The 13,268-nt window shown below is 45.2% G+C and carries 13 protein-coding genes; 3 read left to right on the forward strand and 10 right to left on the reverse strand.

The window, feature by feature from the left end:
* Positions 1-18: 18 nt before the first annotated feature.
* A complete protein-coding gene (locus IJ369_RS01240; RefSeq protein WP_290715070.1) occupies positions 19-1,002 on the reverse strand; it encodes a DUF6017 domain-containing protein in 984 nt (327 codons plus the stop codon).
* Between the two features lie 171 nt (positions 1,003-1,173).
* On the opposite strand from IJ369_RS01240, the gene IJ369_RS01245 reads away from it, so the two are divergent.
* Both IJ369_RS01245 and IJ369_RS01250 read left to right on the forward strand, forming a co-directional pair.
* A complete protein-coding gene (locus tag IJ369_RS01245; RefSeq protein ID WP_290715073.1) occupies positions 1,174-1,572 on the forward strand; it encodes a hypothetical protein in 399 nt (132 codons plus the stop codon).
* Positions 1,573-1,857: 285 nt separating this feature from the next.
* Positions 1,858-2,484: a hypothetical protein gene (locus IJ369_RS01250; protein ID WP_290715076.1), complete on the forward strand. Its 627-nt coding sequence runs from the start codon at positions 1,858-1,860 to the stop codon at positions 2,482-2,484.
* Positions 2,485-2,521: 37 nt separating this feature from the next.
* On the opposite strand, the gene IJ369_RS01255 is transcribed toward IJ369_RS01250, so the two are convergent.
* The 7 genes from IJ369_RS01255 to IJ369_RS01285 all read right to left on the reverse strand — a co-directional run bounded on the left by IJ369_RS01255 (position 2,522) and on the right by IJ369_RS01285 (position 10,546).
* Positions 2,522-3,337, reverse strand: coding sequence for a hypothetical protein (locus IJ369_RS01255; protein WP_290715078.1), 816 nt, complete (start codon positions 3,335-3,337; stop codon positions 2,522-2,524).
* Between the two features lie 12 nt (positions 3,338-3,349).
* The gene (locus IJ369_RS01260; RefSeq protein WP_290715080.1) at positions 3,350-4,114 is read right to left on the reverse strand and encodes an amino acid ABC transporter ATP-binding protein; all 765 of its coding nucleotides are present in this window, start codon (positions 4,112-4,114) and stop codon (positions 3,350-3,352) included.
* A gap of 16 nt (positions 4,115-4,130) precedes the next feature.
* Positions 4,131-4,781 (reverse strand): amino acid ABC transporter permease, encoded by a 651-nt coding sequence (locus IJ369_RS01265; RefSeq protein ID WP_290715082.1) that lies wholly within the window; start codon positions 4,779-4,781, stop codon positions 4,131-4,133.
* Positions 4,782-4,913: 132 nt separating this feature from the next.
* The gene (locus IJ369_RS01270; protein ID WP_290715084.1) at positions 4,914-5,732 is read right to left on the reverse strand and encodes an amino acid ABC transporter substrate-binding protein; all 819 of its coding nucleotides are present in this window, start codon (positions 5,730-5,732) and stop codon (positions 4,914-4,916) included.
* 182 nt (positions 5,733-5,914) lie between these two features.
* Positions 5,915-8,314: an S-layer homology domain-containing protein gene (locus IJ369_RS01275; RefSeq protein ID WP_290715086.1), complete on the reverse strand. Its 2,400-nt coding sequence runs from the start codon at positions 8,312-8,314 to the stop codon at positions 5,915-5,917.
* 153 nt (positions 8,315-8,467) lie between these two features.
* A complete protein-coding gene (locus tag IJ369_RS01280; protein ID WP_290715088.1) occupies positions 8,468-9,724 on the reverse strand; it encodes an amidohydrolase in 1,257 nt (418 codons plus the stop codon).
* Between the two features lie 12 nt (positions 9,725-9,736).
* Entirely contained in the window at positions 9,737-10,546 is an 810-nt protein-coding gene (locus IJ369_RS01285; RefSeq protein ID WP_290715090.1) for an MBL fold metallo-hydrolase, read from the reverse strand.
* Between the two features lie 208 nt (positions 10,547-10,754).
* On the opposite strand from IJ369_RS01285, the gene IJ369_RS01290 reads away from it, so the two are divergent.
* Positions 10,755-11,867 carry an alanine racemase gene (locus IJ369_RS01290; RefSeq protein WP_290715092.1) on the forward strand — a complete coding sequence of 371 codons (1,113 nt, stop codon included), beginning with the start codon at positions 10,755-10,757 and terminating at the stop codon, positions 11,865-11,867.
* Positions 11,868-12,034: 167 nt separating this feature from the next.
* Here IJ369_RS01290 and IJ369_RS01295 read toward each other — a convergent pair whose 3' ends face one another.
* Positions 12,035-12,925, reverse strand: a complete 891-nt coding sequence (locus IJ369_RS01295; protein ID WP_290715094.1) for a copper amine oxidase N-terminal domain-containing protein — start codon at positions 12,923-12,925, stop codon at positions 12,035-12,037.
* Positions 12,926-13,070: 145 nt separating this feature from the next.
* Positions 13,071-13,250 (reverse strand): DUF896 domain-containing protein, encoded by a 180-nt coding sequence (locus tag IJ369_RS01300; protein WP_290715097.1) that lies wholly within the window; start codon positions 13,248-13,250, stop codon positions 13,071-13,073.
* Between the last annotated feature and the right edge of the window lie 18 nt (positions 13,251-13,268).

Consider the following 13,268-nt stretch of genomic DNA (forward strand, 5'->3'; position numbering starts at 1 on the left):
CCTCCTTCGTTCTGTTACTTAACCACTTCCATGAAAATCATGATTTACTTTTGCTTTGTAATAATTACCTATCGTCACCGGAGCATTGAAAAGAGATTCTAGTAAATAGGCTTTGATATTTCTGATGTTTGATGGTGATTCTTTCATACATTCCAGTATGTATTCAATATGGGTGTAGTCCAACTGATTCATCCGATCCTGTACCAAAGATGTATAAAGCTGCTTCCGTCCAATTTTCATAAACGCTTCCTGCGTACAAAGAACTTCCACAATCAATTCTATAATCTCTCCCAACTCTGTATTATACGGATACAACTGCTTCAAATAATCATAAGAAATTCTTTCTTTCACTTGCTGCCTGTATCCTTCAATCACATCCATCATTCCTTTTTCTGATTGATGGATAGATAGATTTATTTTACTTGAGTCAGTCTTTATATTCTCAGTATTATTCCCTTCGGTTTTTCCGAACTCTAGACTTCTATTTTCCAGAAAACTAGAATCCTTATTTTCCGTATTCTTGACTTCTGATTTATCGTATTCCAGACTTCTGATTTTCCGAACTCTTGACTTCTGACTTTCCGTATTCTTGGCTTCGACTTTTCCAAAGTCTGGAATGACAATATTTTCTCCTTCTTCCAACACTCTTGTAAAATTTTTTACAAAAATCATAGTCGGTTTTCCCTGCCCTTGTTTTTTTCTCTCGATTAGGCCAGCGTCTTTCTCCAACTCTTTTAATGCTTTTACAGCCTTGTCCTTCCCACAAGTAAGATTTTCACAAATATCTTCTATCGTAAAATAAATATAGATTCTTCCTGCTTCATCCTTCCATCCATTCTTGGCAGACAAAACTAACCTATCTATCATCATTCCATACAAGAATTTCGCTTCTAACGAAAGTCTTTTGAAAACAGGATCTCTCATCAAAACCTTGGGTATGCGATAAAAGGCATACTGTTCTGCTTCTAAACCATAATGGTAATCAAATACAATGCATGCCATTTAACTTTCACCTACCTTTCTATACTTCTTTTACTCTCAAAGAACCAATATACTTATCTATGTTATCTCCTAAAGACAAATCAAATTTTCAAATAATCTTTTACTCTATTGAAAAATCATGCTTATATCTATATTATTTTAATAAAAACACTTTAAAAGGAGCTTTTTCTCATGGATAAAAAAACACTTCAATATCTAAAAAAGTATTATTTAATTCTTTTAGCAAGTTTATTTTACATCTTACTTCAAGTTCGTCTAACATGGCCTAGCCAACATTCTCTTTATAAATTCACCGCCTTCTTAGATGCCCTTGTTTTCATTACATCCATAATAATTATGGTTTCCCAGCTTCCCCTCAAGTCAAATAAGCCCCATAACTATATTATCAGCAGAGCAATTTGTGCCGCTATAATTATTGCTCCAACGGCTTGTCTATTGGCAAAATATCTCTATAAAATAGATAACTATTATATTTCGGAATTTGTAAATATTATAGCTGCTTATACAGGTATTATGGGTTCATTTTTATCCTTGTATAATAGTCAAACCAAAGGCAAAAATCCTTCCTAATCGTTTTATCAGAACCTCCAGTTATGACAATCTATTAAAACACTTTATATAATAATCCTTTTATTAATATAAAAAGCACTATATAACCAATAGTTATCTAGTGCCTTTTGTGTGATTATAGATTTAGTCTTTTCCAAAAATATCCTGTGCCACAAAGATTATCTTAGTTGTGTATAAAAGAATGCCTCCACAGGGGCTACCGGTGCGACCGGCGCAACGGGCAGAACCGGTGCAACAGGGGCAACCGGCCAGACAGGTGCTACTGGTGCAACAGGCCGCGACGGCATGAACGGCGCAACTGGCGCGACTGGCGCAACTGGTGCGACTGGGGCAACCGGCAGAACTGGTGCTACCGGCGCAACAGGCAGAACCGGCGCAACAGGGGCCACAGGGGCCACAGGGGTAACCGGCCCCACCGGCGTTTGCTGCTGCAAATGCAATTCCAGAGGAGAACAGGCCATCAACGGTGGCATGGAAGTCTTCAATAATGACGGCGTACCTGTCGGCTGGAATATCAACGACGTAGACCTGGTAGAACCCGACGATGACCAGGGCAATGTCCACTCCGGCAACTACTCCGCTTTGCTCTATGATGGTGCAGTTCTTTGGCAGAATGTTTCCATCGAAGGCGGCTGCTACTTCGAACTGGGCTTCTTCGCAAAGGGCAACGGCGCCCAGGTACAGCTGGAAGCCTGCGTGACCTTCTCCAATAATGATAGTATGACCTCTGACGGCACATGTATCCTCATTCGTGCCCAGGATATCCCTACGGATAACCGCAACTTCGCATACTATCGCTTCATCACCGCTCAGGCGCCCAATGATGCCACCAACGCACGAATTGAATTCCGCGTGACGGCAAACGGCAATCAGTCCCTGAATCTGGACGACGTTTCTTTCTCTATCGCATAAAAAAAGAACAGACGGGTTTTCCCGTCTGTTTTTTTACTTATAAATAAGCTGTTCCTTCTGCCACGATGGAAACATTCCCCGTGATATGAAGAGATTCGATTTTTCCATTTACATAGGAAACTTCCACGCCCATGATACCGCCAGGCTGTTTCAAGCGAATGGAAACGGATTTCCCCTCCTTCGCCGCCAGATATGCACCGATTGCAGAAGTGCCGCTGCCGCAGCCACGTTCCCAGATAAGGCTGACATTTTCCACGGAAACCAGCGGTTTCAGTGTGCCGTTTTCTTCATCGAAAAGCAGGATGCCAAAGGCTGCGGGCATTTCGCCTGCCCATTCCTTTGCCGCCTGTTCCGCTTTCGCCACGCCATCTTCGCCCCAAAGGGACACAGGGACGATGATATGGGTGATACCTTCGAAAACGACTGTTGTCAATTCCAGTGTTTCGCCATCCAGCATAAAGTTTCTATTTTCGATAGCCTTGGGCAGGGGCATGGCCACTCTGCCGAAAAAGCCTTTTTCTTCTTTTTTCAATTGACAGCGAACAAGGCTGTCCGCCCCGGAAACTTCCAGAATGATTTCTGTTTCCTCACCCATGTTGAGACCTTTTTTCGCCGCCAGCACTGCCGCAAGAGAAAGGGACGCATTCCCGCAGAATTCCCCTGCCATCATCTGCAGGCGTTTTTCTGCCGCAGGGTTTTCCGGCTCTTCGATATAGCCTGCCTGCTCCGCATAAACGCTGCCGTAAGCGATCAGCTTCTCCGCAATTTCCAGATGCTTCTCTCTGGGCACAGGGGTTTCAATGAGCAAAGTCATATTTTCCGTAGGGCTTGTTTTGATGAACTTCAGTTCCATCCGACCACTTCCTTACTGCTGGAAACGGCTCAGGAATGCTTTGGTACGTTCCTGCTGAGGGTTGTTGATGATCTGCTGAGGGTCGCCCTCTTCCACGATAACACCGCCATCCATGAAGATGATATGGTTGGATACATCGCGGGCAAAGGACATTTCGTGGGTAACGATTACCATTGTCATATGTTCTGCCGCCAGGTCTTTGATAACTTTCAGGATTTCGCCTGTCAGTTCAGGGTCCAGCGCAGAAGTAGGTTCATCAAAGAACAGAATTTCGGGTTTCATCGCCAGCGCACGGGCAATGGATACACGCTGCTGCTGACCGCCGGAAAGCTCGCAGGGGTACGCATTTTCTTTATCGGACAGACCCATCTTTTTCAGCAATTCTCTTGCTTCGGCATACACTTCCTCTTTGGGGCGTTTGCCAATAAGGATGGGAGGTTCTGTGATATTTTTCATAACAGAATAATGGGGAAACAGATTGAAATTCTGGAACACCAGGCCAAAATGCTTCTTTACATCCTTCAATGTTTCCTTGTCGCCGTAGATGGCCTTGCCTTCCGCATCTGCCTTGGCTGCATAATCGCCCAGATAGATCAGGTCGCCGCCGTCCATGGTTTCCAGCATGGTGGCACAACGCAGCAAAGTGGATTTACCGGAACCGGAAGGCCCAATGATGGATACCACCTGCCCTTCGGATACGGAAAGGGAGATATCTTTTAAAACTTCGTTATCGCCGAAGCTTTTATTACAATGATTGATTTCCAATACTTTTTTCATAAATGGCCCTCCTTTCTTAACGATAATAGCTCAGTTTCTTTTCGATGCCTTCCATCACGAATGCCACAACGGCATTGAAAATGAAATAGAACACACCTGCAACGAACAGAGGCATGATGGTTGTCTGTGCCGCTGCGATCTGTTTTGCTACAGTGAACATTTCTTCGTATGTCAGTACAAATGCAAGGGAAGTATCCTTTACCAATGTGATAACTTCATTTGTTACAGGAGGCAGCACACGTTTTACCATCTGAGGGAAGATGATCTTGAAGAATGTCTGGTTTTTATTGTAACCCAGAACAGAAGCCGCTTCATACTGGCCCACAGGGATAGATTCGATACCGGAACGATAGATTTCCGCGAAATAAGCCGCATAGTTGATGGCAAAACCGATGATAACTGCCACAAAACGATAGCTTCTGGGAAGGGTCCAGCCGAATACATAATAAGGGCCGAAGAATACCACCAAAAGCTGCAGCATCAGGGGCGTGCCGCGCAGAACTGCGATAAAAAATTTGATGATCGCCTGCAGGGGTTTAAATTTGGACATACGCCCGAAAGCAACCAGCAGGCCCAGGGGCATGGAAAACAGCAGTGTCAGCACAAAAATCAGCAGGGATGCACCCATACCGCCAGCCAGCTGCTGCATCATAACAGTTAAATTCATACTAAAAATTCCTTTCCAACAATTAAAATTGCTTTATTTCTTTCATAAAGGGGATTTTTCCTAGAACGCAGGAAAAGGCGGTGGAACAAAGTTCCACCGTCTTTACCGTTGTTGTCTGATACTTATATTCGATTATTTGCCCAGGCAAACCATCTGATCCAGGTTATAATCAGCATAGTTGGAAGCGATTTCCATGAATGTGCCGTCTTCTACCATTTCATCCAGAGTAGCCTGTACTGTATCTCTCAGTTCCTGATCGTCCAGTCTGAAGCCGATACCATACTGTTCTGTGGACAGAGGTTCTTCCAGCATTCTGAATTTATCTGCTTTTGTTGTCAGCTGGAACTGTGCAACGCCGATATCTACTGCGATGGCATCATTTGTACCTGCTTCCAGGTTCATAAATGCTGTGTTGTAATCAGCGATTTCATCCAGAGCTGCGAATGTAGCAACAACATCTGCTTTTTCTTCAGACTGCAGTGCTGTCAGAGCGGAGGAACCAGCCTGTGTGATTACGTTTTTGCCAGCCAGGTCAGCTTCTGTCTGGATATCGGAATCTGCTCTTACTACATATACGATGCTGTTGTCAACATAGGGTTCAGAGAACAGGTATTCAGATTCTCTGCCAGTCATTGTGAAACCGTTCCAGATACAGTCGATGGCACCACTCTTCAGTTCCATATCTTTTGCATTCCAGTCGATGGGCTGTTTGATCAGTTCCCAGCCGTTTCTAGCACAAACTTCTGCAGCCAGATCCAGGTCAAAACCAGCATAGTCGCCGTCGTCTGTTCTATAGCCATAAGGAGGATATTCAGCGTCGAAACCAACTGTGAAAGTTGTTCTTTCTGCTGCTGTATCTTCTGCAGGTGCAGCTTCTTCACCGCCGCCGCAGCCAGCCAGCACAGATACGCTCATAACCATTGTTAAAAACAGTGCTAAATATTTTTTCATAATGTATCGTCCCCTTTTAAAATCTGTTTTGAATTGAAACAGGAGCGCCGCTCCCTTTGTCTTCATTATATTATCACACTACTACGCTAAAGTAAAGCCAAGTTTCACATGGATTTTACATTCTTTTTTGTGCAGGATAGACAAAAGAAAAGGCGCACCAATTTGATACGCCTTTCTTTCTTTTATTCTGCTATTGCGCGAACTCTAACGATCTTTCCTTTGGAATCCTTTGTCAATGCTACCATGCAGTCGTTCTTTGCATCATCACAGTCATCCAGGAAATCCTGCAGGCCATCCAGATCATCGCCATATTTCAGATTTTTCTTATAATCATCCTCATCTACGGTAGAAGCCAGCTTATATACGAAATCCGCCTTGGTGCTGATCTCATAATCTTCTTTCTTCCCATCTACTTTTACGGTGATTTCATCGTCATCTTCATTGATCTCGATCAATTCGCCATAGACATCTTCCCAATAAGCGGTGATTTCCTTGACCTTACCGCTGCTGTTATAAGCCAGTTCCACATAGATGCGGGAACCGCCGCCCACATAGTCGATCTGATCATTCAATTCGGACAGCGTGACCTCTTCGCCATCCAGCGTCACATCTACGCTGCTGGCCATATCCAGCTTCAGATTCATGCCTGCCGCATCCACGGTGATGGTTCCGGCATCTTCTACCATATCCTTCAGGTAGCCATCCGCCGCTTCTGTCAGCGTGGCTTCGATTTCACAAACATCGCCATCACTGTCAAAACTCAATTTTACAGTGAAACTGTAATTCTTGACATATTCCATCAGGTCGTCCACATCTCTGTTTTTGCCATTGATGGTCACATCTACATCATCCGCCAGATCGTAGGTATAATCTGTATCATCAGAAACGATGGTGATCTCATCTTCGTCGATCTCATCCAGTTCCCCTTCGTTATTGCCTGTGTATTTGGCCACAGCAAGGATCTCTGTCACCTCATCATTCCTGTCTACCTCTACGGAAACGGTATATGCTTTTTCATCATCACGGAAGTTTTTCTTCAGCGTATCCACACTGCTCTTCTTGCCGTCGATCTTAACAGTCACATCATCCGCCAGATCGTATTTATAGGTGTCTCCGCCGGCAGTAAATTCGATTTTCTTGCTTGTGATCGCCGTCAGTGTGCCATTATATTCATCTTCCATGGATTCAATAATGATCTCATCCACTTCATTATCCTTATTCAACTCCAGCGTAACGACATAATTATATTCATCATAATCCTTCTGGAATTTGCTGAATTTTACAGTCTTGCCATCATATTCGATCTCCACATCATCCGCCAGGGTATATGTATATTCCTTGGTGCCTGCCTTGATGGTGATCTCATCATCTTCTACATCGGTCACCAGACCTTCTGTAGGGTTATTGCTGTTCATCACCGCAACGATCTCCAGAACATATTCATCCTGATCCAATGTCAGGGTAACATCATAATTTGCATCTTCCAATGCTTTCTGCAGTTTGCTGATGGAAGAATTTTTACCATCCAGTTCCACATCCACGTCATCGTCCAGATAGAAGCTTTCCTCATCAGAACCATCTTTTACTGTGATCTTGGAATCGGTCACCTTCACCAGTTCATAGGTCTCTTCTGTGGTCTTTTCAACGCCGTATTTGGAATAAGTCACCTCAAGGGCACTCATATACTGGCCTTCGTAAGTTACTTTTACCGTATCGCCGGTGCTGATATCGCCAAAGCCAATCTTTTCGCCGTCATATTTTACTGTTACGTCGCCCTTTGTGCCAAACAAACTCAGCGTAGCGCCCGTGCCTGTGGACATGGTGATAAAGAGGTCGCCATTCTGCATGATCATACTGCTGGTGATGGTGCCTGCCGCTGTGCTTTCTGTTTTTACAGTTGGTGTTTCCACCTCGGTTTCTGTCAGCTTCGTATAGGATTTTACGGAAAGGACAGCCATTTCCGCACGGGTGATATTGGCTTTGGGATTGAATTTATTATCGGAATCCCCTACCATCAGGTTCGCTCTATTCAGCAGTTCCAGATAAGGCACTGCCACCGCGGAAATCTGGCTGGCATCATTATAGGACAGGCTGGCGCCGGATTTGATGTCATACCCCGCCACGGTATCCACTGCTTTGCCGAAAATGACACCTACATCCTCACGGTTGGCATATTTTGTACCACCCTGCAGCTTGTTCAATTCCGCTGTGGTCAGGATGCTGTTTTCCAGACCATAGGCTGTTGCCTTATAGGCCCATTCGGGAATATTGTAGGCGCTGATGACAGGTTTCCATTTTGTCACTGTGGCATCATTGACATCCTGCCCGCTGTATACCTTCATGATGGAATACATCAGCTGTACCGCTTCGCAATAGGTCACGTTGTTTCTGGGCTTGCAGTAGCGCTTGCCGTTTTCCTCATAGCCGCTCATCAGGCCCAGTTCTGCCGCCTGATTCAGAAATGGCTTGAAGCCGCTCCAGGTGACTGTATCGATATCTGCAAAGGATGCGCCATACGCTGTCACGCCCATGCTCCCCAGCATCAGGCTGGCCGCCGTTGCAAAAGTGATCATCTTTTTCATATCTCTTCCCCCTTCTGAAAAAATCTTATTTTTCGTTTTTTCAAACGGAACTCGTCTATAGTACCATCATACCATAAAAGGCATAGAAAAATCCTTTCGTTTTCCTTAATATTTCTGCAAATCCCAGTAAAATCCTCTTTTTACGGGAAATTTTTACTGATTTTGACGCAGAAGGGAAAGGTATTGTTCCTTCTTCTGAGGGAAATTTTCTGGGCGAACCTGTTTTTCCGGTTGGGTCAGCAGGTCATAGATGGTGCCGACCATGACTTTTGCCGCATCGATATAACAGTTCCCTTCGTCTTTGATGACAAATTCATCGCTGTGAAATCTGCCTTCGATACCGGAGAAGCCAAATTGCACCGTAGGCAAAAGACTGCCCAGATCACCCACATCCCCCGACGCACCGGAAACAGGGCCATTGATGATATCCTTTTCTTCGCAGAATTGAAGCATGTTTTCTTTTATCACTTCATTCAAACCATCACTCTGCTTCAAAGGAAGATAGCCTGCTGTGGTCTTGATTTCCCAACCCAATTCCAAAGCCTCGGCGCAATGTTTCACGCACTGGTCAAATCTTCTGCATGCTTCGAACAAAGTCTCATTATCATTGGCGCGAACATAGGTCTCCACGATCGTTTCCGCAGGGATCATATTCACATCGCCGCCTGCTTTGGTGATGACAGGATTCAGCTTCAAGCCCGCTTCGGGAGCAAACTGATCTTTCAGGAAAGAGACTGCCTGCATACAGAGCATTGCCCCGTGGAGGGTATTTCTGCCCAGATGGGGCGCCGCGCCGGAATGAGAGGATTTCCCCGTAAAGACTGCCTTCTTCGCCATAAAGCCAGACAACGTGGAACCTACGTCAAATTTCGTTGCCGCATCGCCGCTGGCATGGGCAGAAAGGATGCAATCCACCCCATCAAAACACCCCAGAGCGATCATATTCTGCTTGCCGGAACGGAATTCCAGTTTTCCTTCTCTAATAAGGTTGTCTCTGTAGGCAAAATCAATGAATTCCTCTGCAGGGGTAAAGAAGAATGTCACTTTACCATCTGTTTCTTCCAGAAAATTTGTTTTCACCAAGGTTTCCAGAACGTTCAGACCCATCGCCGTCTGGATGCTATGACCGCAGGAATGAATGCGCCCTTCGCCGTCCTTTCTGGGCAAAGCGTCGATATCCGCCACAAAACCAATATGATAGCCGTTCCCCTTGCCGATGGTGGCTTTCACACCAGTCATAGCAATGCCCTTTTCATAGGGAACGCCCATCTTATCCAGTTCCGCGCAGATCATCTCCATGGTTTCAAATTCCTTGAAGCCCAGTTCGGGGCAGTCAAAAAATCTGCGACCTCTTTCGATAATTCTGTTTTTCTGTTCTTCTATATAAATAAATAGTTCATTTTTCTCCACATTTATCACTCCTTATTTCCATTCCAGTTTCGTTCCCACGGCCACTTCCGTCACAGGGCTTTCGGCATGAAGCGCCGCCCGCACGGCAAAAGAAGTGCAATGGCAGGGATACAATTCAGGAATCTTCTCTTCCTTTAAAAAGGCGATGGTCGCCTTGGCTCTTTCATCCAAATCAAACAAATGGAATCCGCCCAGAACACTCTGCACCTTTTCCACGCCTGTGATTTTCTTCGCATAATTGATGATATTGCAAATGCCTGCATGAGAACAGCCGGTGATGATGGAAAGACCTTTTTCGCCAATATAAGCCAAAGCCGTATCATCCACGATATAGTCGTCCTTTTTCTCGCCGTCCTTTTCCACGGTGCCGATGGCATAGGCAGGCTCGAAATCCAATGTATGGGGAATCTCTCCCAGCCAGACCAGTTTTTCCGTCAGCCAGACAGGCTCTTTCGTCAGGTTCAATTCCAATTTTTCCGCCAGTTCTCCCTGAGAAACAGGACTGCCAATATCCATGCCGTTAAAATCATGGGGCAGGAGTGCATCGGGATGGGCGATGAACTGGGGCTTTTTCTCGAAATCCAATTCCAGCAAAGGCTTCAGCCCGCCGGTGTGGTCGTTATGGGAATGGGAAAGCAGAATGGCCTCTGCCTTTGTCACATCAATGCCCATGTCCCTTGCATTTTTCAGAAATGCATCGGAATAGCCAGCGTCAAAAAGGAAGCATTTTCCCTCTGTTTCCAGCCAGTAGGAAACGGCAGGTTCCCCCAGATAGTACACATCTATTTCCGTATGGTTATCCATCAAAATATTTAACTTCATTTATATCACTCCAATTTCGAAACGCCGATAAAATTTATTTTATTTTTATCCCGTCATTTTTTCTATGATTCTATCAGGCTTTTCTTCACCATATCATAGAAAAACGCCCTTTGCAATCGTGATTCTGCCAATTGACAGACAGGCTTCCTTTATGATATGTATGCTAATAAGAACATTTATTTTTTTCATTCAATAGGAGGGAATTCCCATGAAAAAACACGAATTACAGACACCCGCTATCCTGCTGGACATGGATGCACTGGAAAAGAACATCAACAGCTGGCAGGAACTCTGCAATAAAAACGGCAAAGAAATGTGGCCCATGATCAAAACACACAAGAGCACAGCTCTGGCGAAAATGCAGATGGAAGCTGGCGCAACAGGCTTCCTGTGCGGCACCATCGATGAATGCGAAATGGTTTACAACCTGGGCGCAAAACACATCATGTATGCTTACCCCACAGCAAACCCTGTAAACATCCAGAGAATCCTGAAAATGGCAAAAGACGCTGATATCATCATCCGTCTGGACACAGTTCCCGCTGCTGAAATGCTGAACGCTGCAGCTGCAGAAGCCGGTGTAACAGTTTCCTACACAATCATCGTTGACATGGATTTCCACCGTTTCGGTATGCCCGTAGCAAAAGTCGTTGACTTCGCAAAAGCACTGGCTCCCATGACAAATCTGAAATTCCGCGGTATCTCCACACATCCCGGTCAGGTTTACGGCTGCACAGGCATCGAAGGCGTAAAAGAGATCGCTCAGCTGGAAATGGATACCATGAAAGCGGCTGCAGATGCGCTGGCTGCTGCTGGTTTCCCCTGTGAAATCATCACTTCCGGTTCCACACCCACATTCCCCTTCGTAGTAGAAGGCGATGCAACAAATGTATGCCACCCCGGCAACTACACATTCTACGATAATATCCAGATGGCTCTGGGTACCGTAGGCGAAGATGCATGCTCTCTGCGTATTCTGGCAACAGTGGTTTCCAACCCCTCCGAAGGCTTCTACCTGTTTGACGCAGGCGCTAAATGTATGGGTCTGGACCAGGGCGCCCATGGCAACTCCGCGATCACAGGCTTCGGCTATGTAGTAGGCCATCCCGAACTGACTATCGTTGGCCTGTCCGAAGAAGTTGCAAAAGTAAAGGCTGATAAAGGTGCTTGCGATCTGAAGATCGGCGATAAGGTTGAAATCATCCCCAACCACTCCTGCTCTTCCGCTAACAACACAACATGGTACACATGCGTACGCGGTGACGAAGTAGTTGAACCTCTGGAAGTTGACTACAGAGGCAACAGCCATAAAAAAGCATAATCATACATAAAGAAAGAGAGTCCTGAGCAAGTTCCCCTAGAAAACTGCAAGTGACGCCTCGGAAGAAAACTTACATAAAAAAAGAGATAAATCCAAAAGGATTTATCTCTTTTTTGTTTTCTTCTAAAGGCGCACCATTCATCGGGACTCCCTTTTATCTGTCTAAATTATTCAAAAATTTCGCTGGAAACAAACATCACGCCGTCTTTCAGTTCTGCTTTGATGGATGCTTCCGCATCTGCACCATTTACAGTATAATCGCCTTTGCCCATCATTACTGTGATGGAAACGCCGTCCTTTTCGATCAGGATAGGTTTTGTTTTACCCTGCCATTTTACTGTAAAGCCCAGTTTTTCTGCGATCTCTCTCAGAGGCACGCAGGAAGGCTTGTTTTCTTCTTCCACTTCAGGTGCTTCTTCTGCTTCTGCCAGGATCAGCACGAAGGAAGGTGTTGTCTGCGCGGGGATGCTTCTTGTTGTGAAGTCATAGAATACCAAGGCATCCTGACCTTTTACATCTTCTGCAGACAGTCTGATTCTGGAACCCTGCAGATTTGCGATGGGTGTTCTTTCGTTGTCGATGTTCAGCTGCAGCATATTTTTCATATCTGTCAGGTTTTCATCGAATTTTCCTACTACTACAGAACCAGCGTCAGCATTTGCTACCACTGCTGTTACGTTGCCCAGGAAGGGAGGCATGCTCATACCCATGGGGCTGTTCATATCGTATACAACGGAAACTGCCATGCCTTCTTCCAGCTGGTCGGCTGTCATGTAGAAACCATCTTCTCTGTTGATGATGATCGTATTGGAAGCCACTGCGAAACGCAGGCCGCCCATTTCGTTGTCGATTGTTACAACGGAAACGCCTTCTGTTACAGATGTTTCGATGGATGCTACTGTGCCGCTCTGTGTCAGATACATGGATGCCTCCGCTACATCGTAGGTCGCTGTAGGGTTTTCAGAAATCAGCATGGGTTCGTTTGCGAAGGCTGTTGCGCCCGCCATTACTGTCATTACCATACCCAGTGCCATTACTTTTGTCAGATTCTTTTTCATATTTATTTCCTCCTAGATGATTAGTGTTGATTTCTCATTTGTAAGTCTTACATATCATCAGACGGGGTGATTTCCGGTCTGGTTCCCGAAAACTTTATGTTTTTTATTTTGTACAAGAAATGGTGCCCCTTCAGGCACCATCCCATTATTGTTCATCAACGAATTCGATATTATCCAACTGCGCTTTGAAATTCGCACGGAATTTGATCAGAAATTCCTGACGCAGCAGATTCTGCTCCACCTTTTCTTCTTCTGTCAGACCAACGGTTTTCGCTTTTCTTGCCAGTTCGTTGATTCTTTTTGTCAAGGGTGTCTGTTCTTCCATTCTCTCGCACCTCCCATT

Source organism: Anaerotignum sp., assembly GCF_017483025.1.
GTDB lineage: Bacteria > Bacillota > Clostridia > Lachnospirales > Anaerotignaceae > Anaerotignum_A.

Bases quoted from the DNA above. Each gene is read 5' to 3' on its own strand.
- IJ369_RS01285 (WP_290715090.1), bottom strand. From the start codon at position 10,546: ATGAAGTTAAATATTTTGATGGATAACCATACGGAAATAGATGTGTAC.
- IJ369_RS01255 (WP_290715078.1), bottom strand. From the start codon at position 3,337: ATGGAACTGAAGTTCATCAAAACAAGCCCTACGGAAAATATGACTTTG.
- IJ369_RS01295 (WP_290715094.1), bottom strand. From the start codon at position 12,925: ATGAAAAAGAATCTGACAAAAGTAATGGCACTGGGTATGGTAATGACA.
- IJ369_RS01275 (WP_290715086.1), bottom strand. From the start codon at position 8,314: ATGAAAAAGATGATCACTTTTGCAACGGCGGCCAGCCTGATGCTGGGG.
- IJ369_RS01250 (WP_290715076.1), top strand. From the start codon at position 1,858: ATGAACGGCGCAACTGGCGCGACTGGCGCAACTGGTGCGACTGGGGCA.
- IJ369_RS01300 (WP_290715097.1), bottom strand. From the start codon at position 13,250: ATGGAAGAACAGACACCCTTGACAAAAAGAATCAACGAACTGGCAAGA.
- IJ369_RS01245 (WP_290715073.1), top strand. From the start codon at position 1,174: ATGGATAAAAAAACACTTCAATATCTAAAAAAGTATTATTTAATTCTT.
- IJ369_RS01240 (WP_290715070.1), bottom strand. From the start codon at position 1,002: ATGGCATGCATTGTATTTGATTACCATTATGGTTTAGAAGCAGAACAG.
- IJ369_RS01290 (WP_290715092.1), top strand. From the start codon at position 10,755: ATGAAAAAACACGAATTACAGACACCCGCTATCCTGCTGGACATGGAT.
- IJ369_RS01270 (WP_290715084.1), bottom strand. From the start codon at position 5,732: ATGAAAAAATATTTAGCACTGTTTTTAACAATGGTTATGAGCGTATCT.
- IJ369_RS01260 (WP_290715080.1), bottom strand. From the start codon at position 4,114: ATGAAAAAAGTATTGGAAATCAATCATTGTAATAAAAGCTTCGGCGAT.
- IJ369_RS01265 (WP_290715082.1), bottom strand. From the start codon at position 4,781: ATGAATTTAACTGTTATGATGCAGCAGCTGGCTGGCGGTATGGGTGCA.